Here is a 23,155-nt window from a genome sequence, read left to right as displayed (position 1 = left end):
AGGTCGGTGTCCGTACGTCTGGTCGGATCCCGGCTCGGGAGCCCCCGCGCGAGGCCGGTGCGGAGCGCCGTGGGGCCGGCCGGGCTGGCACCGGCAATCTTCGCACGCCACCCCCGGAGCCACGCGCGGCGCCCGGGCTCCCCCCGGCGTGCCTCCGCCACCCCGCGCCGGTGAACGAATAGAGTCGGTGACGTGACGGAGATGTCGGCGGCGCCCGAAGTTTTCCGGCAGGCGGTTGCCGCGTTGACGTCGCCTCAACCGCGTGCCGAGATCGAGCTCAGCGAGGTCGGTCCTCCCAAGCGCCTCGCCCCCTGGGCGCACGCGCTGGCAGCGGAGGTGGACGGCCCCGCCGGAGAACCGGCCACCGCGCGTCTCGTGCTGCTGCACGACCCGGACGGCCCGGAGGCCTGGGGCGGCGTGCTTCGCCTGGTGGTCTACCTGCGCGCCGAGCTGGATCCGGAGGTCGCGGGCGATCCGCTGCTCCCGGCGGTGGGCTGGTCCTGGCTGACCGACGCGCTGGAGAACCACGGCGCTCCGCACGCGGCGCTGGGCGGCACGGTCACCCAGACGTCCTCGGCCCGCTTCGGCGACATCGCCGGACCGCAGCGCAGTCACGATCTGGAACTGCGCGGCTCGTGGACGCCGACCGACCCGGACCTGACACCGCACGCCACGGCGTTCCACGAACTGATGGCCAGCGCGGTAGGACTTCCCCCCGAGGGGGTTGCGCTGCTCGGCAGGCGGCCGAACGGCGCAGCGCGGCAGGACTGATCCGCGACCACCCGTTCATCGGCTGCATCGCCCCGCGAGCCCGAGTAGCTTCTGACGCGCGCCTTCGGGAGACTGCGAGCGCTCTCGGCAACGACGCCGCCGATACGACACGCCGAAGCGCGAAATCGTGCGACACGCCGATGTCCGATTTTCGTTCGCGAACGTTGTGCGGCCACCGAAAACTGGTTGAGTTCGCAACTTATTCACGATGCGCATTCAGGGATAGTCGTCTGGCCACGCTCTGACGTTACGGCGAATGCAGAGAGTCACCCGAAAGGGCGAAGAAAGACCACACTCGTCACAACTCGATCGGGATAGATACCCAATTGATCGTCCCGCTGACCCGCTTGGGCGGTTAGGCTGCCCCCGACGACACCACTTTCGGTCGATCAGTGGCGCGGCTGATTGGTCGAGAGTCCCGGTGCCGGTCGGGGGGCACGACCGACTCCAGGGAGGTAGTGACGTGGCTGCCGTCGGCTTAGGTCAGGCCGCTCGAACCACGCCTGCCGGCGCGTTGCCGGCCAACATGGTCCCGCACCCGCGGGAAGAGCTGTTCACGGTGCTCGTGGTGGACGACCATCCGCTGCTCCGGGAGGCCATCTCCTCCCGGCTGCTGCAGATGGGCGCCGGCACGGTGCACGAGGCCGCATCCATGGCCGAAGCCAGGGCTCGCGCCCTGGCGACCGGTCCGTGCGACCTCGCGATCCTCGATCTCGGACTCCCGGACGGGACCGGGATCGAACTGGTCACCGAACTCCGGAGCCAGGGCTGGCCGCGGATCGTGGTGCTCGCTTCGTCCGATGACCCCTATGCGGTCCGGGCCGCCTTCCAGGCAGGCGCTCAGGCGTACCTGCTGAAGTCGGCCTCGCCCATGGTGGTCACCGACGGCGTGCGCCGCGTGCTCGACGGCGGGGTGTACGCCGATCCCAGCGTGGCTCCGGTGCTCGCCGCCGGCACCCGCGTGCCGGGAACCGACAACACCCCGCGCGAGCTGTCCGGGCGTGAGGTCGAAGTTCTCCAGTTGGTGGCCGATGGCCGCTCCAACAAGGAGATCGGCGAAGCCCTGAACCTGTCCGCGCTCACGGTGAAATCCCACCTGTCGCGGATCGGGCGCAAGCTGGGCACCGGCGATCGCGCGCAGATGGTCGCGCTGGCCATGCGGGCCGGCGTGATCCGCTGAGCGATCGTCAACGCACCTGCACCGGTGCGGCCGGATCGACGAAGCTCGGGTGACCGGCCCCACGGCGAAGGCAAAGCACGTAAGGTCTGTTAGCCGTGGAAGCCGCAAGCCCCGAGACCGTCGGATCCGGCCGCCCGGAGCCGGTGTTGCTGACCGAACCCGCAGACGGCGTACCGCCGGTGGTGAACACACCGGATGCGCTGGCCGCGGCAGCGGAAACGCTGGCCGCGGGCACCGGACCGGTCGCCGTCGACACCGAGCGCGCCTCGGGATACCGGTACTCGCAACGCGCGTACCTGGTGCAGCTGCGCCGGGAAGGCGCGGGCACCGCGCTGGTCGACCCGATCGCGCTGGACGGCGAGCTGGGCCCGCTGGTGACGGCGCTCGCCGACACCGAGTGGGTGCTGCACGCGGCGTCCCAGGACCTGCCGTGCCTGGCCGAGCTCGACCTGCGCCCGGCGCGGTTGTTCGATACCGAGCTGGCCGGTCGGCTGGCCGGGTTCGAACGCGTCTCGCTGGGCGCCCTCGTGGAGCGCGTGCTCGGCTACCAGCTGGAGAAGGGCCACAGCGCGGCCGACTGGTCGAAGCGCCCGCTGCCCGAGGACTGGCTGGTCTACGCGGCGCTGGACGTCGAGCTGCTGGTCCAGCTGCGCGACGCCATGCACGCCGTGCTCGGCGAGCAGGGCAAGCTGGAGTGGGCCATCGAGGAGTTCGAGGCGGTCCGGACCGCCGAACCCGCTCCCCCGCGCGCCGAACCGTGGCGCCGCACCTCGGGCATCCACAAGGTGCGCAGCCCCCGCCAGCTGGCGGCCGTGCGCGCGCTGTGGCAGACCCGCGACGAGTTCGCCCGCGAGCGCGACCTCGCGCCCGGCCGGGTGCTGCCGGACTCCTCGATCATCACGGCGGCCCAGGCCAACCCCCGCAGCGAGGCCGAGCTCGTCGCGCTGCCCGTCTTCGGCGGGCGGCACCAGCGCAGGAGGGCCTCGATGTGGTTGCAGGCGCTGCGCTCGGCGCGCCGCCTGGACAACGCCGAGCTGCCCGCCTCCTCCCAGCCCAACGACGGACCTCCGCCGACCAATCGGTGGGCGGACCGGGAGCCCGCGGCGGCGGCCCGGTTGCAGGCCGCGCGCGCGGCGCTGTCGGCCATCGCCGAGGAGAACGGGCTGCCGCAGGAGAACCTGCTGCTGCCGGACCTGGTGCGCCGAACCTGCTGGAGCCCGCCGGAGGACCGCAGCGTCGAGGGAGTCGCCGAGCTGCTGCGCGCCAAGGGCGCCCGCGAGTGGCAGATCGGGCTGACCGCCCCGGCCCTCAGCGAGGCCCTGCACGCCACCCCCGAGTGAGCACCGGCCCCCGAGGGGTGTGCTCGTTCCGTCGGGAAAAGTCCAGGCTCCGCCGGTGGAGCCTGGACTTTTCCCGACGGAGGCCGGCGCCGCTCGCCGCCCGGCGCCGACGTGCTGCTTGCGGAAAGATCCGGGGCGGCCGGAGCCCGATCAACATGTGAGACAGCCGACATGGGCGGGTGCGTGGTTACCAGCGGGTAATGAGCGCTAGAGTGCGGTTACCGGCCGGTAAGCAACCGCCAGTCGCGGGGCCCGGCCGAGCATCATCCACCAAGCCAGTGAGGAGCACGCCGTGGCCGCACCTGCGTCGGCACCTGCCGACAGCCGCAGCCGCCAAGCGGTTCGGGACGTGGTCTTCGTCGACGGCGTACGCACGCCGTTCGGCAAGGCCGGTTCCAAGGGCCAGTACGCCCAGACCCGCGCGGACGACATGGTCGTCAAGGTCATCCGCGAGCTGCTGCGGCGCAACCCGGACCTTCCCGCGGAGCGCATCGACGAGGTCGCCATCGCCGCGACCACGCAGATCGGCGACCAGGGCCTGACCATCGGCCGCAGCGCGGCGCTGCTGGCCGGGCTGCCCAAGTCGGTCCCCGGCTTCGCCATCGACCGGATGTGCGCCGGCGCCATGACCGCCGTGACCACCGTTTCCAGCGGCATCGCCTTCGGTGCCTACGACGTGGTCATCGCCGGCGGCGTCGAGCACATGGGCAACCACCCGATGGGCGAGGGCGTCGACCCCAACCCGCGGTTCGTCTCGGACAAGCTCGTCGACCCGTCCGCCCTGGTCATGGGCTCGACCGCGGAGAACCTGCACGACCGGTTCCCGCACCTGACCAAGGAGCGCACCGACTCCTACGCGGTGCTGAGCCAGGACCGCTACGACGCCGCGGTGCGGGCGGGCAAGATCTCCCCCGACCTGGTTCCGGTCTCCACCCGGTCCGAGGAGGGCTGGGGCCTGTCCACCACCGACGAGCCGCCGCGCCCGGGCACCACCACCGAGGACCTGGCGGGCCTGAAGACGCCGTTCCGCCCGCACGGCCGGGTCACCCCGGGCAACGCCGCGGGCCTGAACGACGGCGCCACCGGCGCGCTGCTGGCCGACGCCGAGACCGCCGAGCAGCTGGGCCTGCCGGTCGGCATGCGGCTGGTCGGCTACGCCTTCGCCGGCGTGGACCCCGAGGTCATGGGCGTGGGCCCGGTGCCCGCCACGGAGAAGGCGCTGGAGCGCGCCGGGCTGAGCATCGACGACATCGGCCTGTTCGAGATCAACGAGGCCTTCGCCGTGCAGGTGCTGGCCTTCCTGGACCACTTCGGCATCGCCGACGACGACGAGCGGGTCAACCCGTGGGGCGGCGCGATCGCCTGCGGTCACCCGCTGGCCTCCTCCGGCGTGCGGCTGATGACCCAGCTCTCGCGGCACTTCGCCGAGCACCCCGAGGTCCGCTACGGCATCACGACCATGTGCATCGGCTTCGGCATGGGCGGCACGGTCATCTGGGAGAACCCGAACTACAACGGAGGCCAGCAGTGACTGACTTCGCGGCGCTGTTCCCCGACGAGGTCGTGACCAAGGCGTACACCCGCCTCGTCGACGTTCCCGGCCTGAACGGCGAGCTGGCGCTCATCACCATCGACAACGGGCACGACCACACCCGCCCGTCCACCTTCGGCCCGGCCGGTCTGACCAGCCTCAACAGCGCGCTGGACGAGGCCTTCGCGGCCGAGCCCGCCGCGATCGCGGTCACCGGCAAGCCGTTCGTGTTCGCCGTCGGCGCCGACCTCTCCGGCGTCGGCCAGGTCTCGCAGCGCGAGCACGCCGAGGCCATCGCGCAGACCGGTCACGACGTGTTCCGCAGGCTGACCGAGTCGAAGGTCCCGACCTTCGCGTTCGTCAACGGTGCGGCGCTGGGCGGCGGCCTGGAGCTGGCGCTGTCCTGCCACTACCGCACGGTCGCCTCGAACGCCGGCGCGATCGCGTTCCCGGAGTGCTACCTGGGCCTGTTCCCGGGCTGGGGCGGCACCCAGCTGCTGCCGAACCTGATCGGCCCGGACGCCGCGGTGACGGTGATCATCGAGAACGCGCTGGCCCAGAACCGCATGCTCAACCCGACGAAGGGCCTGAAGCTGGGCATCTTCGACGAGCTGCTGGAGGGCGCGGACTTCCTCGAGGAGTCGGTGCGCTGGCTGGTCCGCGTGGTCAACGGCGAGAAGACCGTCGAGCGCCCGGAGATCGACCGGGGCAAGGCCTGGGACGACGCCGTGGCCCGCGCCAAGGAGATCGTGGAGTCCAAGACCCACGGCGCCTCCCCCGCGGTGACCAAGACCGTCGAGCTCATCGACCTGGCGCGGAACAACGACCTGGACGCCGGCTACGCGGCCGAGACCCAGGCGCTGACCGACGCGCTGATGTCCGACGAGCTGCGCGCGGGCCTGTACTCGTTCGACCTGACCCAGAAGCGGGCCAAGAAGCCGGCGGGCGCGCCGGACAAGTCGCTGGCCCGCCCGGTGTCCAAGGTCGGCGTCGTCGGCGCCGGTCTGATGGCCGGTCAGCTGGCGCTGCTGTTCGTGCGCCGCCTCGAGGTGCCGGTGGTCATCACCGACATCGACCAGGAGCGCATCGACAAGGGCGTGGCCTACATCCACGGCGAGATCGACAAGCTCGCCGACAAGGGCAGGCTCTCGCCGGACGGGGTGAACAAGCTCAAGGGCCTGGTGTCCGGCGAGCTGGACAAGAAGGCCTTCGCCGACGCCGACTTCGTCATCGAAGCGGTCTTCGAGAAGATGTCGCTCAAGCAGCAGGTCTTCGCCGAGGTCGAGGAGCACGTGTCCCCCGAGGCGATCCTGGCGACCAACACCTCGTCGCTGTCGATCACCGAGATGGCCTCGAAGCTGAAGAACCCGGAGCGGGTCGTCGGCTTCCACTTCTTCAACCCGGTCGCGGTGCTGCCGCTGCTGGAGATCGTGCGCGGCGAGAAGACCGACGACGCGGCGCTGGCCACCGCCTTCCAGGTGGGCAAGCAGCTCAAGAAGTCCTGCGTGCTGGTCTCCGACGCCCCGGCGTTCGTGGTCAACCGGCTGCTGACCCGCTTCATGGGCGAGGTCATCGCCAGCGTCGACGAGGGCACCCCGTTCGAGGTGGCCGACAACGCCCTGGAGCCGCTGGGCCTGCCGATGAGCCCGATGGTGCTGCTGCAGCTGGTCGGCCCGGCCGTGGCGCAGCACGTCAACGGCACCATGCACGAGGCCTACCCGGACCGCTTCGGGCTGAGCGACAACCTGCAGAAGTTCGTCGACGCGGGCAAGACCGCGGTGTGGACCTTCGACGAGTCCGGCAACACCGTCGTCGACCCCGAGGTCGCCGAGCTGTGGGAGCAGGGCGACGACCCGTCGACCACCGAGCAGGTCCGCGAGCGGGCGCTCAACGCGCTGGCCGAGGAGATCCGGATCATGCTCGACGAGGGCGTGGTCGCCGAGGCGCAGGACATCGACCTGTGCATGCTGCTCGGCGCCGGCTGGCCGTTCTGGCTGGGCGGCATCACGCCGTACCTGGACCGCGCCGGCGTGTCCGAGAAGGTCAACGGCAAGCGCTTCCTGGAGCCGGGCGCGGCCTCGCTGCCCGCCTGATCCGAGGACGACGCGGCGGGGGTCGGAACGGTGTTCCGGCCCCCGTTCTGCTGCGCCCGCCAGGCACCGCGCGGATCACCCCACGCCCGGCCGAACACCGGCGCGCGGAGCGGCTGCTACGGCGCCGCGGGGAGCTGGACCGTGATCGTCAGGCCACCGGTGGGGATCGGGGCGGCTCTGAGGTGGCCGTGGTGGGCGTTGGTGGCCGCCTGGACGATGGACAGGCCGAGGCCGGTGCCGTTCCGGGCGGTGCGCTCCAAACCGGAGCGGCGGAAGGGTTCGAAGAGGGTCTCGACCTCGGTCTCGTGGATCTGCGCCCCCGAGGAGCTCACCCGCAGGCAGGTCCAGCCGTGGTCGGTACCGGTGCTGACTTCGATCCACCCGCCGTCGACGTTGTGCCGGACCGCGTTCTCCAGCAGGTTGCCCGCGACCCGTTCCAGCAGCGCCGGGTCGCCGACGGCCCAGGCCGGTTCGGCGCAGCTGCTCACCCGCAGCCCGCGCCGCCCCGCCTCCGGCTCGACCACCTTCAGCGCGCGCGTCACGACCTCGGTGAGGTCCACCGGCTCGCGCACCGCCAGCTCGACGCCCTCGGTGCGGGCCAGCAGCAGCAACGCCTCCACGAGGCGCTCGGCCCGGGCGGTGGCCTCCCGGACCACGTCGGCCATCCGGCGCAGCTCGGCCTCGTCGGCGTTCGGATCGGACAGGGTCACGTCCAGCTCGGTGCGGATCACCGACAGCGGGGTGCGCAGCTCGTGGCTGGCGTTGGCCACGAACCGGCGCTGCGCGTCGAAGGCGGCCTGCAACCGGTCGAGCATCGCGTCGAAGGTGTCGGCCAGCCGGGCGACCTCGTCGCGCGGGCCGCCGAGCTCGATCCGCTCGTCCAGCGACTCGGCGGAGAGCCTGCGCGCGGTGTCGGTGACCTCCTGCAGCGGTCGCAGCACCCGGCCGGTGACCAGCCACGCCAGCAGGGCTCCCGCGGCCACCACGGCCACGAACGCGAACCCGCCGATGGTCAGCACCTGCCTGCGCGCCGAATCGCGCAGCGCCGCGCCGAGCAGCTCGGCGGGCACGTCCACGCCGCCCACCCGCACGCTGGTTCCCTCGGGCAGTTGCGGCACCGCGGCGACCACGTTGCCCACGAGGACCCAGCCCAGCCACAGCAGCAACCCGCTGACCACCGCGACCAGCGCGGTCGCCAGCAGGGTCAACCGGACCCGCAACCCCGGGCCGCGACGCGCGAACGAGCCCATCGCCGACCTAGTCCCGGGAAGATCCGGTGCGCGCTGCCGAGGGAACCCGGTAGCCCGCGCCGACCACGGTCTCGATGATGCCGGGCTCGCCGAGCTTCTTGCGCAGCGACATCATGGTGACCCGCACCGTGGTGGTGAACGGGTCGGCGTTCTCGTCCCAGACCCGTTCGAGCAGCTCCTCGGAGCTGACCACCGCGCCCGAAGCGGTGAGCAGCACCTCCAGCACGCCCAGCTCCTTGCGGGTCAGGTCGATCTCGCCCGCCGACCGGCGCACGATCCGCTTGGCCGGGTCCAGCTCCAGGTCCTCGGCGGTCAGCAGCGGCGGCTGCGCGGGCGTGGCGCGGCGCCCCAGCGCGCGCACCCGCGCGATGAGCTCGGGGAAGGCGAAGGGCTTGGCGAGGTAGTCGTCGGCGCCCAGGGACAGGCCCTCGACCCGGTCCTCCACCGCGCCGGAGGCGGTGAGCATGATCACCCGGGTCAGCTCGCCGGAGGACATCAGCTGACCGCACAGCTCGTCGCCGGACATCAGCGGCAGGTCCCGGTCGAGCACCACGACGTCGTAGCGGGTGATCGCGGTCTTCTCCTGGCCGCTCTCGCCGTCGTAGGCGACGTCCACGGCCATCCCGTCCCGCCGCAGGCCACGGGCCACCGCATCGGCCAGCGGCTTCTCGTCCTCCACGACCAGCACTCGCACACGCCCACCCTGCCACACCCGGTGCGCGCGGCGACCGAGATCGACCCGGCGGGCCGCCGGAAACGCCTGCGGGCCGCGCGCCGACCCAGCGCGCGGCCCGCAGGTCCGACCGTCAGCTGTTGGCGGCCTCGGCCTCCGGGGCGACCCGGAGCTGGGCGCCGCGACGCCCGGCCAGCCAGCCGTTGACCCGCTCGGCGATGCCGGCCTCGGTCAGGCCCAGATCGGCGAGCACCTCGTCGCGCGAGGAGTGGTTCAGGAACTCGTTGGGCACCGCCAGGTCGCGCAGCGGGACGTCGATCTCGGCGTCGCGCAGCCGCGCGGCCAGCGAGGAGCCGAAGCCGCCGTGCCTGCCGCAGTCCTCCAGGGTGACCACCAGCCGGTAGTCCGCGGCCAGCTCGACGACCCTGTCCGGCACCGGCACCACCCAGCGCGGGTCGACGACGGTCACGCCGACCCCCTGGGCGGCCAGCCGGTCGGCCGCGGCCACCGCGAGCTTGCCGAACGCGCCGACGGCCAGCAGCAGCACGTCCCCGCGCTCGCCCGCGCGCAGCACGTCGACCCCGCCGGTGCGCTGCACGGCCGGGACCTGCTCGATCACCGAGCCCTTGGAGAAGCGCAGCACCGTGGGCCCGTCGTCGACGGCCACGGCCTCGCGCAGCTCCTCGCGCAGGGTCACCTCGTCGCGCGGCGCGGCCACCTGGATGCCCGGGATCACGCCCAGGATGGACAGGTCCCACATGCCGTTGTGGCTGGCGCCGTCGTCGCCGGTGATCCCCGAGCGGTCCAGGGTCACGGTGACCGGCTGCTTGTGCAGCGCCACGTCCATCAGCAGCTGGTCGAAGGCCCGGTTGAGGAACGTCGAGTACACCGCGAACACCGGGTGCAGCCCGCCCATGGCCAGGCCCGCCGCCGAGGTCATGCCGTGCTGCTCGGCGATGCCCACGTCGAAGCAGCGCTCCGGGTAGGCGTCGGCGAACTTCTGCAGCCCCGTCGGACCCAGCATCGCGGCGGTGATGGCCACGACGTCCGGGCGCTCGGCGCCGATGGCGACCAGCTCGTCGGAGTAGGCGTCGGTCCAGCTCTTCGGCAGCGGCTTCTTCGGCAGGCCGCTCTCCGGGTCGATGACCTTGACCTGGTGCATCTGCTCGGCCTCGTCGTTCTCCGCCGGCGCGAACCCGTTGCCCTTGCGGGTGACCGCGTGCACGATCACCGGGCCGCCGAAGGACTTGGCCATCTGCAGCGCGTACTCCACGGCCTTCACGTCGTGGCCGTCCACCGGGCCCAGGTACTTGATGCCCAGGTCGGAGAACATCACCTGCGGGCTGATCGCGTCCTTGATGCCGCTCTTGGCCGCGTGCAGGCCGGTGTAGAGCGAGCGGCCCACCACCGGCAGGTTGCGCAGGGTGCGCTTGCCGCTCTCCAGGGCCTTCTCGTAGCTCGGGTTGAGCCGCAGCGCCGCCAGGTGCTCGGCGAGCCCGCCGATGGTCGGCGCGTAGGAGCGGCCGTTGTCGTTGACGACGATCACCACCGGCCGCTCCGGGTCGGCGGCGATGTTGTTCAACGCCTCCCAGCACATCCCGCCGGTGAGCGCGCCGTCGCCGACGACCGCCACCGCGTGCCGCTGCTCACCGGTGAGCTGGAACGAGCGGGCCAGCCCGTCGGCGTAGGACAGCGCCGTCGAGGCGTGGCTGTTCTCGATGAAGTCGTGCTCGCTCTCGGCGCGCGACGGGTAGCCGGAGAGGCCCTCCCGCTTGCGCAGCTGATCGAAGCCGTCCTGGCGCCCGGTGATCATCTTGTGCACGTAGGCCTGGTGACCCGTGTCGAACAGCAGCGCGTCGTTCGGGGAGTCGAACACCCGGTGCAGCGCCAGAGTGAGCTCCACCGCACCGAGGTTCGGGCCCAGGTGCCCGCCGGTGCGAGAGACCTTCTGGATCAGGAACTGCCTGATCTCCTCGGCAAGTCGCTCCAGCTCAGGGTGCGCCAGGCGTTTGACGTCGCCCGGACTGCGCACGGACCCCAGCAGCGTCACCGTTCCACCTCGCTTGTCGTGCCGGTCGGGCTGTTCGCAATGCCGGGGCCTGGCCGGCAACCTGGCTCCGCCACCGTTTGCATAGTGCGCCCCAGTCTACGGAGCGGCCATGCGGCGACCGGGTGCGGTTGGACACCTGCGGCGATGCCGGATCGTGCGCGCCGACCACTCATCGCCACCGAAGTCGCATCGGCGTTCGCAGTACCACTCGGGTGGCGGTGTTGTACCTTCAGCCGACGAGTCGGGAGGAAAGATGACTGCTCGGAACGGACGCAACGACGAGCTCGCCGCCCGCAACGCGGCCATGCGCGAGCAGATGAACTCGCTGCTCGACGGCCTGCGGGAGCAGACCGCGCAGCTGCAGGAGGCGCAGGCCGCGGCGCTGGCGGCCACCGGGGCGGCGACCTCGGCCGACGGCCTGGTGACCGTGGAGGTCAACACCGCCGGAGTCGTCACCGCCACCCGGATCTCGCAGTCGGCCTTCCGCAGCTCCGCCCCGGACAAGCTGGCCGCGAGCTTCACCGAGGCCGCGCAGGCCGCGGCGCGCGACGCCCGCGCGCAGGCCGACGCGGCGATGGCCCCGGTGCAGCAGGACGTGCCCGACCTGCCGGACCTGTTCCCCGAGGCGCCGTCGCTGAAGGGCCTCATCCCGGAAGCCCCGGGCGTCCCGGAACCGAACACCACCCCCGCCGCGTCCAACGCGCCGGATGACGACGACTGGGACGACTTCGAACCCCGGTCCCGGTTCCGGAAGGATCAGTGGTGAGCGGCTTCGACGTACACCCCGAGAAACTGCGCGGCGCCTCCCCGAAGTTCGACAGCGCGTCGGACGCGCTCAAGACCGCGCTGGACAAGCTCAACGGCGCCCTGCAGGCCGAGGGCGCCTGCTGGGGCGCCGACGAGGCCGGGCAGACCTTCGCCAAGGACTACCAGCCCGGCGCCGACAACGGCACCGAAGGCCTGAAAGCGCTGGCCAAGGCGCTGCACCAGGTGCGCGGCGAGCTCGACGCCACCGCCCGCACCTGGGACGAGGACGACGCGCGCAACGCCGACGGGATCAACAGCGCTGGGGGCCGGGCATGAGCATCGAGATCCCCGGCGAGGTCAGCTGGCTCTTCCCGATCGTGGTCGGCGCGAACTGGCCCGAGGGCGACGAGGACGCGATGCGCCGCGTCGCCGAGGCCTGGACGCAGTGCGGCGTCGACGTCGGCGAGGTCCTCTCCGAGACCGAGGGCGCCGTGCAGGCCGCGCTGGCCACCATGCAGGGCCAGACCCACGACGCCTTCGAGAAGTTCATGAAGGACTTCACCAGCGGCGAAGGTCACCTCCCGGAGCTGCAGAAGCTCTGCGAAGCCCTCGGCGAGGGCGCCGACAAGGCCGCCCTGGAGGTCGAGTACACCAAGCTCAGCATCATCGCCGCGCTGATCATCCTCGCCGCCCAGATCGCCGCGATGATCGCCTCGGCGGTGGCCACCCTCGGCGCCAGCACCGCAGGCGTCCCCATCGCCCAAGCAGCAACCCAGCTCACGGTGCGCACGTTCTTCCAGCAACTGCTGACCAAGATCGCCGAGCAGGTCGTGGTGAACGTGGCCATCAACGTCGGTGTGGACGCCGCGATCCAGGGCGTGCAATTCGCCAAGGGCGACCGGCAGAGCTGGGACGGTTCCAACACCGGCAACGCGGCGGTTTCGGGTGTCGCGGCCGGTCTGGCGGGTGGCCTGGTGGACGGTGTCGCCCCCGGCGTCGGTCAGCACATCGGCAAGGACCTGATGGGCAACGCGACCAAGAACTTCACCGAGGCCGCCGCCTACGGCGCGGCGCGCGGTTCGATCTCCGGGGTGCTCGGCAACGCCATCAACCAGGGCATGCACGGCGAGGCTCCGGGAACCAACGACATCACCTCCGGCGCCATCTCGGGTGGAATCGGCGGAGCGGTGGGCGGGATGCAGAGCCGCCACGAAGGCCTCCACACGACCTGGGAGGGAAACGGCCGCGGCCCGAGCAGCGACGGCGGCGAGTGGGTGTCCGGTGCCAACAACCAGGGATGGCGCTTCGAGACCGAGGAAGGTTCCGTGGTCGGCGCCAACGTGGACTCCCCCTACCGGAACGACGTCAACTCCTCGTCGGTCGGCCAGCACGCCGAGGTCGATGGCGGGCCGAACAACGTCAACAACAACGCCACCGGAGAAGTCGGTGCCCAGCAGCAGGAAGCCCCGGAGGAGCTGGATCTGCCGGACGGGCCGCGCTGAGCCCCGGTCGGCCCGCAGTCAGCTCCAGGGCCGCCATCCCGGTACCGGGGCGACTTCGGGGCGCGGATCGCCCCAGGCCGGGCTGTTCGGCGGCAACGACTGGAGTTCGGCGAAGGCCAGTCGCGCACCCGACCTCAACCAGCTGATCACGAAGGACGCGCCGACGAGCAGCATGGCCGAGGCCGCGAGCCACATGCTCGGCGCCGAACCGCCACCGGCGATCAACTTCGTAAGCAACATCAGGCCGAGCACGCCGAAGAAGAAGCCGACCAGGGGTCGGAACGCGCGGTAGGACTGGGCCTTCCTACCGTTGCGGTAGGTCGTGGTCCGAGCCACGGCCCACTTGCGCAACGCGTGCCAGGAGCGGAGGTCCTGCGGCCCGGTCCGCTGCGACCAGGCCGCGGTCTGCCGCCTGCGCAGGATCGCAGCGACCAACCGCGGATCCTCGACGTTGACGATCCACTGCTGCTTCCCGGCGACGAGCCGCACGGCGGGCCCTTCGACGAGCCGTACCGCCGTCGTTCCGGGCAGTGGCCAAGAACCGCCGCCGACGATTTCACCGGGTTGGGCGAGCGAAACCTCGGACAGCGGAACCGCCTGATCGACATGGCCACCACCTGCCATGCGCTTGAGCGCGAGAACGGCGCGATCGCGGCCGATCCGCAAGCTCGCCGACTGGTGGCGGTAGATCTGGAAGCCGACCTCGACGTCCATCTCCGCCAGGTCGAAACCCGGTGCGGTGAAGCGCCGGTGCGCCGCCGCTGCCAGCAGCGGACACGCGACCACCGCGACGAGCGCGAGCAGTCCTGCCGGCGCGAACCCGAGGTCCACGTAGGTGGCCGAGAGCGCGGCCAGCAGTGCCCACCCGGCCCAGCGCCGGGGCGTGCGCGCATCGGTCAGCCACGCGGTGGTCGCGACGGCGATTCCCACCAGGCCGGCGATCCCGGTACCAACTTCCAGCTCGCGCATTCCCCACAGCACGAAGCCGACCGGGATCACCACCACCGCAGCGGCCCCGAGTGCGAAGGCCTGCCACCGGCGGCCGGGAACGGTGTCCGGAGCCGCGCTCCGCTGCCCTCCCACCTGTCTGGACTCGTTGCCCGTCTCGGGCGGTGCCGGAAGGACTTCCGGGATGTGCTCGGTCATGTCCAGTCCTCGATGCGTGCGGGTTCTCCGCCGTGGAGAGCTGCGCGAGCCCGCAGGAATTCGGCGAGGTCGGGATCGGCAGGAAGGAGCTGGGTCTCGCTGCGGGTTCGGATCACGACGACGTCGCCCTCCGGGAGAGAAGCGCCCCGGCCGTCGGCGAGCTGAGCCCACGCTCCGTCCGCAGGACGGCTCGGCCGCATCCCGATCCCGGTGATGTCGGCCAGCGCGATGTCCTTGGTCGACGCCTGCGCCGCGGGTCGCCCGGCAGCCGTGCGCACCGACAGGCGCATCGAGTCGCCGAGAATCTTTACGGAGTCCTCGTCCCCGCCTTGCGGGGACCGCAGCGATTTCACCACGGCGAACTCGGTCCCACCGATCTCCCGCAACGGCTCGGCAAGGATCACTCGCCGAGCCATGAACGTCGCCAACAGCGGGACGGCGAATCCGACCACGCCCGCGAGGATGCGCGCCCACAGCGGCACCGGGGAGTAGATGATCGCCAGGCAGAGTCCCAGCGCCTGCGCGAACCCCACGAGGGCCCCGTACATCAACCAGCCGTCCGGTTTGAGTCGCCAGTCGATCCCGTCGGCGGCGCGCCTACCGGCCCAAGAAGCCAGCGGCATGGGAAGCAGCACCAGCAGGGCGACGAAAACCAGTCCGACCAGGTCCCCTCGCTTCGGACTCCCGACCAGCGGTAGCTCAGGACCCGCGAGGACGGTCCACCCCAGCGCCAGCAGCGACACCACGAGCTCAGCCGCGCACCACAACCAGGTCACCGACAGCAGGGTCCGCGCCCGCGCCCATCGCCGTCCGACGACCTCGGCCACTCGCGGATCAACCCGCCCAGGAACCTCACCGAACAACCGGCCACCTCCTCCAACCGCGGCAACCCTAGCCGGTCCGGACTGCGTTCATCGCGGCTCGTCCGCGGCCTACCCCGAGCCGACCGTGAGCGGACGACGCCCCTTCGAGAAGAGTCCCAGCGCGCTTCCCGCGACGAGGACACCTCGGCCGAAGGGGCTGCGGCTCACGCGCGTCGGAGCAGGGCGATGGCTTCGACGTGGTGGGTCATCGGGAAGGCGTCGAAGGCCTCCAGCTCGGCCAGCTCGTAGCCCTGCTCGGCGAACAGCGAGACGTCCCTGGCCAGCGCGGCCGGGTCGCAGGCCACGTGCACCACGCGGGACGGGCCGCGCCGGCCGATGGCCTCCACGACCTGGCGGCCCGCGCCCTTGCGCGGCGGGTCGAGCACGACCACGTCGGGTGCGGCCAGGGACTCGTCGGCCAGCACCGACTCGACCGTGCCGGCGCGGAAGTCCACCTGCGGCAGGTCGCGCAGGTTGCCCAGCGCGTCCTCCACCGCCCGCTTGGACGACTCCACCAGCAGCACCGATCCGCTCGGGCCGACCTGCTCGGCCAGGCCAGCGGCGAACAGCCCGACCCCGCCGTAGAGGTCCCAGGCCGTCGTGCCGGGATCGGCCGCGGCGAAGCGGGCCACGACCTCGGTGAAGACCTCCGGAGCCGCGCGGTGCACCTGCCAGAAGCCCTGCGCGGACACGTCGAACCGCCGGCCGGCGACCTCCTCGTGCGCCACACCGCTGCCGCTGACCTGCCGGGACACCGGTTTCTGGTGCCGCTTCTGCGGCTTGCGGTCCAGCGCGGTGACGTGCAGCTCGCCGGCGCCGTCCACGGCCGTGGTCAGCTCCGCGCCCGGCCGCCAGCGGCGGTCGGCGACCGCGGGGACCGCGCCCTCGACGGTGATCGGGCAGTCCTGCACCGGGATGATCCGGTGGCTGCGGTGCGGGCGGAAGCCCGCGTTGCCACCGCGGTCGACCGCGAGCCGCGCTCGGGTGCGCCAGCGCAGCGGGCCGCCCGGCAGCTCCTGCACCGTCACCGGCCACTCCAGGCCCGCGATGCGCTGCAGCTGCTCGGCGAGCACCGCCGCCTTGAGCTCGCGCTGGGTGCCCGCGTCGGCGTGCTGGAAGTCGCAGCCGCCGCAGCGGTCCCGGCCCAGCGCCATGTCGGCCAGCGGGCAGGGCGGGTCGACCCGGCCCGGCGCCGCGGTGCGGACCTCCACCGCGTCGGCGCGGCAGAAGCCGCCGCCCGCGTCCTCGGTGACCTCGGCGAGCACCACCTCGCCCGGCAGCGCGTGCCGGACGAAGACCACCCGCCCCTCGTGGCGGGCCACGCAGTGGCCGCCGTGCGCGACCGGGCCGACCTCCACCTCCAGGCGTCTACCGGTCCAGTCCGGCTTATCGGTCACCGTTCCCCTTCCCCACTGCTGTCGGAGCCGTTGGTGCCCAGGCCACGACGCGTGGCGCCGGGCATCGACTCGATTCGCTGCTTTTTGCCCTTCACCCTGGTCGACGACTCCAGCTGCCAGGGCACGCTGGTCACCATCACGCCCGGCTGGAACAGCAGCCTGCTCTTGAGCCGCAGCGCGCTCTGGTTGTGCAGCAGCTGCTCCCACCAGTGCCCGACGACGTACTCCGGGATGAACACCGTGACCACATCGCGCGGCGAGTCCCGCCGGATGCGCTTGACGTACTGCAGCACCGGGCGGGTGATCTCCCGGTACGGCGATTCCAGCACCTTCAGCCGCAGGGGCAGGTCCTGCGCGTCCCACTCGGCGGTCAGCGCGCGGGTGGCCGCGTCGTCGACGTTGACCGTGACGCCCTCCAGCACGTCCGGCCGGGTGGCGCGCGCATAGGCGATCGCGCGCATCGTCGGCAGGTGCAGCTGCGAGACCAGCACCAGCGCGTGGTTGCGGGAGGGCAGCACGGTGTCCTTATCGCTCTCGGCGAGCTCCTCGGCGACCCGCACGTAGTGCTTCCGGATCGCGGTCATCAGCGCGAAGATCGCGCCCATCGCCGCGAGCGCGATCCAGGCCCCGTGGGTGAACTTGGTGACCAGCACGATCACCAGCACGGTGGCGGTCATGAACAGGCCGAAGGAGTTGATCATCTGCGCGCGCCGCATCCGGCGCCGCGCCTGCGGGTCCTCCTCGGTGCGCAGCAGGCGGTTCCAGTGCCGGATCATCCCGCTCTGGCTGAGCACGAAGGACATGAACACGCCCACGATGTAGAGCTGGATCAGCCGGGTCACCTCGGCTTCGAAGGCGAACACCAGCACGATCGCGCCGAAGGCCAGGAACAGGATGCCGTTGGAGAACGCCAGCCGGTCGCCCCTGGTGTGCAGCTGGCGGGGCAGGAACCGGTCCTGGGCCAGGATCGAACCCAGCACGGGGAAGCCGTTGAACGCCGTGTTGGCCGCCAGCACCAGGATCAGACCGGTGAAGAACACCAGGTACCACACGCCCGGCGGGAACCCGGCGAACACCGCACCCGCCAGCTGCGCGATCAGGGTCTTCTGCTCGTAGCCCTCCGGCGCGCCGATCAGCTGGTGCGCGGGGTCCTCGGCGACCACCGCGCCGGTGATGCGGGCCAGCATCAGCAGGCCGAGGAACATGGTGATCGCCAGGGCGCCCATCATCGCCAGCGTGTTGGCCGCGTTGCGGGACTTGGGCTTGCGGAAGGCGGGCACGCCGTTGGCGATGGCCTCCACACCGGTCAGCGCCGCGCTGCCGGAGGAGAACGCGCGCAGGATCAGGAACGCGAACGCCGCTCCCGCGAGCTGGTGGTGCTCCTGGGCGAGCTCGAACTCGGCGCTCTCCGCGCGCAGCTCCTCGCCGAGCGCGAAGGTGCGGAAGAACCCCCAGCCGATCATGCCGAGCACGCCGATGACGAACGCGTAGGTCGGGATGGCGAACGCCGTGCCGGACTCGCGGATGCCCCGGAGGTTCATCGCGGTCAGCAGCAGGATCGCGCCGACCGCGAAGAGCACCTTGTGCTGGGCGACGAACGGGATGACCGAGCCGATGTTGGCCGCGGCCGAGGAGATCGACACGGCCACGGTGAGGATGTAGTCCACCAGCAGCGCGCTGGCCACCATCAGCCCCCAACGGGGCCCGTGGTTGACCGTGGCGACCTCGTAGTCCCCGCCCCCGGAGGGGTAGGCCCGCACGTTCTGCCGGTAGGAGGCGACGACCGCCACCATCACCAGCGCCACCACCAGCCCGATCCACGGGCTGATGGCGAACGCCGAGACCCCGGCCACCGACAGCACCAGGAGGATCTCCTCGGGTGCGTAGGCGACGCTCGACATCGGGTCGGAGGCGAACACCGGGAGGGCGATGCGCTTGGGCAGCAGGGTGTGCGAGAGACGATCGCTGCGGAACGGCTTGCCGACGATCAGCCGTTTGGCCGCGGTTGCGAGCTTGGACACGGCACAGAGCGTAAGTGCTAGGCCGTCCGGGGCGGGCAACGCGGGCTCGTGAATTGCTCTCAAGTCACATCGGGCACGGCGGCCTCCCCCGAGCGATCGTCACCCGGTACGGTTCACCGGCCCGTCAATCACGGGCTTCGAACGGCCCGGAAGACCGCCTGCGCGGGTAAGGTCCGCAGGCGTCCGGCGAGGCCGCGAGGCAGAGCACAACCCGCAGCGAGGAGACAAGGTCGTGCACGTGGTGATCATGGGCTGCGGCCGGGTCGGGGCGTCCCTGGCCACGGCACTGCAGCGGCTCGATCACACCGTGGCCGTGGTGGACAAGGACACCCAGGCGTTCCACCGCCTGGACCGGGACTTCCGCGGTCAGCAGGTCACTGGCAATGGTTTCGACCAGGAGATCCTGGTCCAGGCTGGCATCGAGCGGGCGAGCGCGTTCGCCGCGGTGTCCAACGGGGACAACTCCAACATCGTCTCCGCGCGGGTGGCGCGCGAGACCTTCGGAGTCGAGCACGTGGTCGCCCGCATCTACGACCCCAAGCGGGCCGAGGTCTACCAGCGGCTGGGCATTCCCACGGTGGCCACCGTGCCGTGGACGACCGACCGGTTCCTGCGCATGCTGCTGCCGGAGGGCGTGGCCACCGCCTGGCGCGAGCCCTCGGGCACCGTCGCGGTGCTGCAGCTGCCGCTGCACGAGGGCTGGATCGGCCGCCGGGTCTTCGAGATCGAGTCGGCCACCGGTGCGCGCGTGGCGTTCATCATGCGGTTCGGCAACGGAGTGCTGCCGGACCACAAGACCGTCATCCAGGCCGACGACGCGGTCTACGTGGCCGCGCTCTCCGGCACCGTCACCGATGTGACCGCCGCGGCCGGGCGCGAACCGGAGGAGGCCGAGTAATGCGCATCGCGATCGCTGGTGCCGGCGCGGTCGGCCAGTCCATCGCCCGGGAGCTGCTCGAGGGCGATCACGAGGTGCTGCTCATCGAGCGCAGCGTGCGCAGCTACCAGCCCAACTCCATCCCCGGCGCGGAGTGGATGCTCGCCGACGCCTGCGAGCTGGCCTCGCTGGAGGAAGCCGGCATGCAGTCCTGCGACGTGGTCATCGCGGCCACCGGCGACGACAAGGTCAACCTGGTGGTGTCGCTGCTGGCCAAGACCGAGTTCGCGGTCCGGCGCGTGGTGGCGCGGGTCAACGACCCGCTCAACGAGTGGCTGTTCACCGAGGCCTGGGGCGTGGACGTCGCGGTCTCCACGCCGCGGATGCTGGCGGCCATGGTCGAGGAGGCCGTCAACGTCGGCGACCTCGTGCGGCTGATGACGCTGCGCCAGGGCCAGGCCAACCTGGTCGAGGTCACGCTCCCGCAGAACACGCCGCTGGCCGGACGCCGGGTCCGCGACCTCAAGCTCCCGTCGGACGCGGCGCTGGTGTCGATCCTGCGCGGCGGCCGGGTCATCGTCCCGCAGGCCGACGACCCGCTGGAAGCCGGCGACGAGCTGCTCTTCGTGGCCAGCAGCAACGTCGAGGACGAGATCAGCGCCGTGATCCACGGCGAGGCCTGAGCCGGGCCGGGAACCGCACGCCCCCGGGCCCGCGGTTCCCGGCCGAGCTGCCCGTCACGCCGGTGCGGCCTCGACCTCGGCGACCTTCTTCGCCCGGCGGATCGCCCAAACCGTCACCAGCAGCGCGAGCGCGGTCAGCGGATAGCCCATCACGATGCGCGCCGCGGCCAGCCAGCCGGTCTCGTCCTGCATGTAGAAGTACTGCTGCACCAGGTACTTCGCGGCGAACACCGCGGTCCAGGCCAGCGTGGCGATGTCGTAGCCGGCCATGGCACGGCGCTGCTTGCGCCAGGACATGCCCAGCCCGTTCAGCGCGGACCACGCCACCCCCACCAGCGGCCAGCGGGCCACCACCGAGAGCAGGAAGACCCCGCCGTAGATCAAGCTGGTCCAGATGCCCAGCAGGAAGAACCCCTTGGTCTCCCCCGAGCGGTAGGCGATGAACGAGCAGACCGCGACGCCGATCACGCCGGAGATCGCGGGCTGCAGCGGTTCCTTGCGGACCATGCGGAACACCGCGATGGCCACCGCCACCCCGATGGCCGCCCAGATCGCCGGCATCAACGAGGTGAAGGAGCTGACCACCACGAAGACGACGATGGGCACGGCGGAGTAGGCGAGGCCGCTGATGCCGCCCATCTGCTCCAGCAAGGTCTGCTCGGACATCCCCGGCTTGGCGGGCTGGTCGGCGGCGTCGTCGCGGGCGGAGAACCGCCCGCGGGCCGCGGCATCGTTTTCGCTCATGCGACGTTTTGCAGCTCGTAGTAGGGGTTGTAGAGGACCTTGCGACCATCCCTATCGGCGATTCGGCCCCGGGCCTTGAGGACGCGGCCCGGTTCGATGCCGGCGATCCGGCGACGGCCGAACCACACCAGCGTCACGCCCTCGGTGCCGTCGTAGAGCTCGGCTTCCAGGGTCGGCGCGGAAGTCTTGGGGCAGAACCCGACGCTGCGCACCCTGCCCAGCACCACGGCTTCCTTGCCGCACTCGCACTCGCTGGCGCGCTGCGCGCCGCTCGCCTGCGACCGCTCGGAGAGGTCGTCGGCGTCCAGCTCGGCCACATCGCTGGTCAGGCTTCGCACGAGGCGACGCCAGTAACCGCCTCCGGTCTTGCTCATCTAGCGCTCCCGTGCGCCTCGGGGCCGCAGCCACGCAGCCCGTGCACTTCCCAGCCTAACCGCCCGCGACGCCCGAAGTCCCGGCCCGGGAGGGAATTCGCGAGGCACCCCACGACCGGACCAGACCACTGCCCGGCATCCCCCGAACAGGTCCTCCGTCCGGGGGATGTCCTGGCTGGTCAGACCTGGCCGTTGGGGGCCTGCTGGCCTTCCTGCTCCTGCGCCTGCTGGATGTGGCGGAGGATGGCCTCCGGCAGCTCGATCGGCAGCGGGGTGCGCACCGGCATCGGCTCCTCGCCGCGGGCCACCACGGTGTCGGCGAGCACGTCGTAGAGCAGCTTGGCGCACTCCTTGGCCGACTCGGCGGGCCCGGCGGCAACGCCGCGCAGCAGCCAGCGCGGTCCGTCCACGCCCACGAAGCGCAGCGCCGCCTTCGGCGAGTCGCCCACGAGCTCCTGCCCCCACTCGCCCTGCTCGGTGTGCACCTTCGCGCCGTCGCGGCGCAGCTGCTCGGCCAGCTCGGCGCTGACCTCGCCCCAGAGCCCCTTGCTGCGCGGGGCGGCGAACGCGCTCACGGTCAGCCGACCCACCGGCGTGACCAGGTGCACCGCGCGCACCGGGCCGGCCGGGTCGACCTCGACCTGCAGCTGGCCGCCGTCGGGCACCGGGACGCGCACCGACCCCAGGTCCAGCCGTTCGAGGCCGTCGTCGGGCGCCTCGCTCTCGTCGAACGGGCCGCGCTCCGGGACCTGCTCGGTCTCGGTCAGCTGGTCCTCGGTAACGAGCTCATCGTGCTTGGACCTCCCCCGACGCCGTTTGAACATCCCCTCAGACCTCCGTCCTGTGAGCGGTCTCGGAAACCGAGGCCGCCAGCACCTGATGACCGCCGGTGGACCCGTGCCCGCCGTCGCCGCGCTGCGACTCCGGGAGCTCGGCGACCTCGGTGAACACCGCGTGCTCGACCTTCTGGACGACGAGCTGCGCGATCCGGTCACCGCGCCGCAGCGACACCGGTTCCACCCGATCATGATTGATCAGGCAGACCTTGATCTCACCCCGGTACCCGGAATCAACGGTCCCCGGCGTGTTGACCACGCTCAACCCCGTCTTGGCGGCCAGGCCGGAGCGCGGGTGCACGAACCCCGCGTAGCCCTCCGGCAGCGCCACGGCGATGCCGGTTCCGACCAGGGCGCGCTCCCCGGGCTGCAGGGTCACGTCGGTGGTGGTCACGAGGTCCGCGCCCGCGTCGCCGGGTTTGGCGTACTCGGGCAGCGGGACGTCGGGGTCGAGTCTGGTTAGCAGGACCTGCACGTTGGACACGGGCGGCGAGACTACCCTGAACGCGTGTCGGAAAGCGTGGAAGCGGCCGGTATGAGCGGGGACACCCCCGGTCAGGCGACGGGCCAGGGGCCTTCGGTGTTTCGCGAGCGGCTGTACGCCTCGTGGTGGACGTGGCCGATGCCGCTGATCGCGGCCGTGCTGCTGGCCGCCGAGGTGCACATGGGCTACCCGGGCGTGCGGGCGTGGCTGCCCTACGCCGTGCTGGTCCCGCTGGCGGTGGCGGTGCCGCTGCTGCTGGGCCGCACCAAGATCGAGGTGACCGGCGGCGAGCTGTGGGTCGGCGACGCCCACCTGCCGCTGCGGTTCGTCGAGGACGTCGAGGTGATCCCCGCGCGGGAGCAGCGCCGCGCGCTGGGCCCGGACCTCGACCCCGCGGCGTTCATGGTGCACCGCTCCTGGGTGCGCACCTCGGTGCGCGTCTGGCTGGACGACCCCGACGACCCCACGCCGTACTGGGTGGTCAGCACCCGCAAGCCCGAGAAGCTGCGCTCGGCCCTGCTCGACGAGCGGTCCTGAGCCCGAGCGGGGCGGCCTTCTCGCGCGAGAAACCCCAGCGCTGCGTGCGCTGGGGT

General features: G+C 71.7%; 22 protein-coding genes. 11 read left to right on the top strand and 11 right to left on the bottom strand.

Annotated features, from left to right (window positions below):
- Window positions 1-192: 192 nt before the first annotated feature.
- From ACFQRI_RS23000 to ACFQRI_RS22980, 5 genes are all read left to right on the top strand, one after another.
- Complete coding sequence (locus ACFQRI_RS23000; RefSeq protein WP_380671945.1) at window positions 193-771, top strand: DUF3000 domain-containing protein; 579 nt, start codon at window positions 193-195, stop codon at window positions 769-771.
- Window positions 772-1,234: 463 nt separating this feature from the next.
- Window positions 1,235-1,951 (top strand): response regulator transcription factor, encoded by a 717-nt coding sequence (locus ACFQRI_RS22995; protein WP_344128481.1) that lies wholly within the window; start codon window positions 1,235-1,237, stop codon window positions 1,949-1,951.
- A gap of 95 nt (window positions 1,952-2,046) precedes the next feature.
- Window positions 2,047-3,291 (top strand): HRDC domain-containing protein, encoded by a 1,245-nt coding sequence (locus tag ACFQRI_RS22990; RefSeq protein WP_380671943.1) that lies wholly within the window; start codon window positions 2,047-2,049, stop codon window positions 3,289-3,291.
- 292 nt (window positions 3,292-3,583) lie between these two features.
- The gene (locus ACFQRI_RS22985) at window positions 3,584-4,822 is read left to right on the top strand and encodes a thiolase family protein (protein ID WP_380671941.1); all 1,239 of its coding nucleotides are present in this window, start codon (window positions 3,584-3,586) and stop codon (window positions 4,820-4,822) included.
- Window positions 4,819-6,915, top strand: a complete 2,097-nt coding sequence (locus ACFQRI_RS22980) for a 3-hydroxyacyl-CoA dehydrogenase NAD-binding domain-containing protein (RefSeq protein ID WP_380671939.1) — start codon at window positions 4,819-4,821, stop codon at window positions 6,913-6,915. Before ACFQRI_RS22985 ends, ACFQRI_RS22980 begins: the two co-directional genes overlap by 4 nt.
- 116 nt (window positions 6,916-7,031) lie before the next feature.
- On the opposite strand, the gene ACFQRI_RS22975 is transcribed toward ACFQRI_RS22980, so the two are convergent.
- From ACFQRI_RS22975 to dxs, 3 genes are all read right to left on the bottom strand, one after another.
- Window positions 7,032-8,165 (bottom strand): sensor histidine kinase, encoded by a 1,134-nt coding sequence (locus ACFQRI_RS22975; RefSeq protein ID WP_380671937.1) that lies wholly within the window; start codon window positions 8,163-8,165, stop codon window positions 7,032-7,034.
- Between the two features lie 7 nt (window positions 8,166-8,172).
- Window positions 8,173-8,859 (bottom strand): response regulator transcription factor, encoded by a 687-nt coding sequence (locus ACFQRI_RS22970; protein WP_380671935.1) that lies wholly within the window; start codon window positions 8,857-8,859, stop codon window positions 8,173-8,175.
- 112 nt (window positions 8,860-8,971) lie between these two features.
- Window positions 8,972-10,888: a 1-deoxy-D-xylulose-5-phosphate synthase gene (gene dxs / locus ACFQRI_RS22965; RefSeq protein WP_380671933.1), complete on the bottom strand. Its 1,917-nt coding sequence runs from the start codon at window positions 10,886-10,888 to the stop codon at window positions 8,972-8,974.
- Window positions 10,889-11,141: 253 nt separating this feature from the next.
- On the opposite strand from dxs, the gene ACFQRI_RS22960 reads away from it, so the two are divergent.
- From ACFQRI_RS22960 to ACFQRI_RS22950, 3 genes are read left to right on the top strand one after another with little or no spacing between them, the layout of a single operon-like run.
- Window positions 11,142-11,654, top strand: a complete 513-nt coding sequence (locus ACFQRI_RS22960; protein WP_380671931.1) for a YbaB/EbfC family nucleoid-associated protein — start codon at window positions 11,142-11,144, stop codon at window positions 11,652-11,654.
- Complete coding sequence (locus tag ACFQRI_RS22955) at window positions 11,651-11,971, top strand: WXG100 family type VII secretion target (protein WP_380671929.1); 321 nt, start codon at window positions 11,651-11,653, stop codon at window positions 11,969-11,971. The genes ACFQRI_RS22960 and ACFQRI_RS22955 overlap by 4 nt, the downstream gene beginning before the upstream one ends.
- Window positions 11,968-13,137 carry a WXG100-like domain-containing protein gene (locus ACFQRI_RS22950; protein WP_380671927.1) on the top strand — a complete coding sequence of 390 codons (1,170 nt, stop codon included), beginning with the start codon at window positions 11,968-11,970 and terminating at the stop codon, window positions 13,135-13,137. Before ACFQRI_RS22955 ends, ACFQRI_RS22950 begins: the two co-directional genes overlap by 4 nt.
- Before the next feature lie 18 nt (window positions 13,138-13,155).
- Here the strand turns inward: ACFQRI_RS22950 and ACFQRI_RS22945 are convergent, their stop codons facing one another.
- The 4 genes from ACFQRI_RS22945 to ACFQRI_RS22930 form a co-directional block, all read right to left on the bottom strand.
- Window positions 13,156-14,283 carry a hypothetical protein gene (locus ACFQRI_RS22945; RefSeq protein WP_380671925.1) on the bottom strand — a complete coding sequence of 376 codons (1,128 nt, stop codon included), beginning with the start codon at window positions 14,281-14,283 and terminating at the stop codon, window positions 13,156-13,158.
- A complete protein-coding gene (locus ACFQRI_RS22940) occupies window positions 14,280-15,110 on the bottom strand; it encodes a hypothetical protein (RefSeq protein WP_380671923.1) in 831 nt (276 codons plus the stop codon). Before ACFQRI_RS22940 ends, ACFQRI_RS22945 begins: the two co-directional genes overlap by 4 nt.
- A 200-nt stretch (window positions 15,111-15,310) precedes the next feature.
- Window positions 15,311-16,543 carry a class I SAM-dependent RNA methyltransferase gene (locus ACFQRI_RS22935; RefSeq protein ID WP_380671921.1) on the bottom strand — a complete coding sequence of 411 codons (1,233 nt, stop codon included), beginning with the start codon at window positions 16,541-16,543 and terminating at the stop codon, window positions 15,311-15,313.
- Window positions 16,540-18,564: an APC family permease gene (locus ACFQRI_RS22930; protein WP_380671919.1), complete on the bottom strand. Its 2,025-nt coding sequence runs from the start codon at window positions 18,562-18,564 to the stop codon at window positions 16,540-16,542. Before ACFQRI_RS22930 ends, ACFQRI_RS22935 begins: the two co-directional genes overlap by 4 nt.
- A 232-nt stretch (window positions 18,565-18,796) precedes the next feature.
- On the opposite strand from ACFQRI_RS22930, the gene ACFQRI_RS22925 reads away from it, so the two are divergent.
- Window positions 18,797-19,462, top strand: a complete 666-nt coding sequence (locus tag ACFQRI_RS22925; protein WP_380671917.1) for a potassium channel family protein — start codon at window positions 18,797-18,799, stop codon at window positions 19,460-19,462.
- Window positions 19,462-20,124, top strand: a complete 663-nt coding sequence (locus ACFQRI_RS22920; RefSeq protein ID WP_380671915.1) for a potassium channel family protein — start codon at window positions 19,462-19,464, stop codon at window positions 20,122-20,124. The genes ACFQRI_RS22925 and ACFQRI_RS22920 overlap by 1 nt, the downstream gene beginning before the upstream one ends.
- A gap of 54 nt (window positions 20,125-20,178) precedes the next feature.
- Here ACFQRI_RS22920 and ACFQRI_RS22915 read toward each other — a convergent pair whose 3' ends face one another.
- From ACFQRI_RS22915 to dut, 4 genes are all read right to left on the bottom strand, one after another.
- Complete coding sequence (locus tag ACFQRI_RS22915) at window positions 20,179-20,868, bottom strand: DUF3159 domain-containing protein (protein ID WP_380671913.1); 690 nt, start codon at window positions 20,866-20,868, stop codon at window positions 20,179-20,181.
- On the bottom strand, window positions 20,865-21,242 hold the full coding sequence (locus tag ACFQRI_RS22910) for an OB-fold nucleic acid binding domain-containing protein (RefSeq protein WP_380671911.1): 378 nt from the start codon (window positions 21,240-21,242) through the stop codon (window positions 20,865-20,867). Before ACFQRI_RS22910 ends, ACFQRI_RS22915 begins: the two co-directional genes overlap by 4 nt.
- 179 nt (window positions 21,243-21,421) lie before the next feature.
- Window positions 21,422-22,066 (bottom strand): DUF3710 domain-containing protein, encoded by a 645-nt coding sequence (locus ACFQRI_RS22905; protein WP_380671909.1) that lies wholly within the window; start codon window positions 22,064-22,066, stop codon window positions 21,422-21,424.
- A 4-nt stretch (window positions 22,067-22,070) separates the two neighbouring features.
- On the bottom strand, window positions 22,071-22,562 hold the full coding sequence (gene dut, locus ACFQRI_RS22900; RefSeq protein ID WP_380671907.1) for a dUTP diphosphatase: 492 nt from the start codon (window positions 22,560-22,562) through the stop codon (window positions 22,071-22,073).
- 24 nt (window positions 22,563-22,586) lie between these two features.
- Here dut and ACFQRI_RS22895 point away from each other — a divergent pair, with 24 nt between their 5' ends.
- A complete protein-coding gene (locus tag ACFQRI_RS22895) occupies window positions 22,587-23,099 on the top strand; it encodes a DUF3093 domain-containing protein (protein WP_380671906.1) in 513 nt (170 codons plus the stop codon).
- The last annotated feature ends 56 nt before the right edge of the window (window positions 23,100-23,155 follow it).

The organism is Saccharopolyspora griseoalba (assembly GCF_042665275.1).
Classification (GTDB): Bacteria; Actinomycetota; Actinomycetes; order Mycobacteriales; family Pseudonocardiaceae; genus Saccharopolyspora; species Saccharopolyspora griseoalba.
This window is presented reverse-complemented; position numbering and strand designations above follow the sequence as displayed.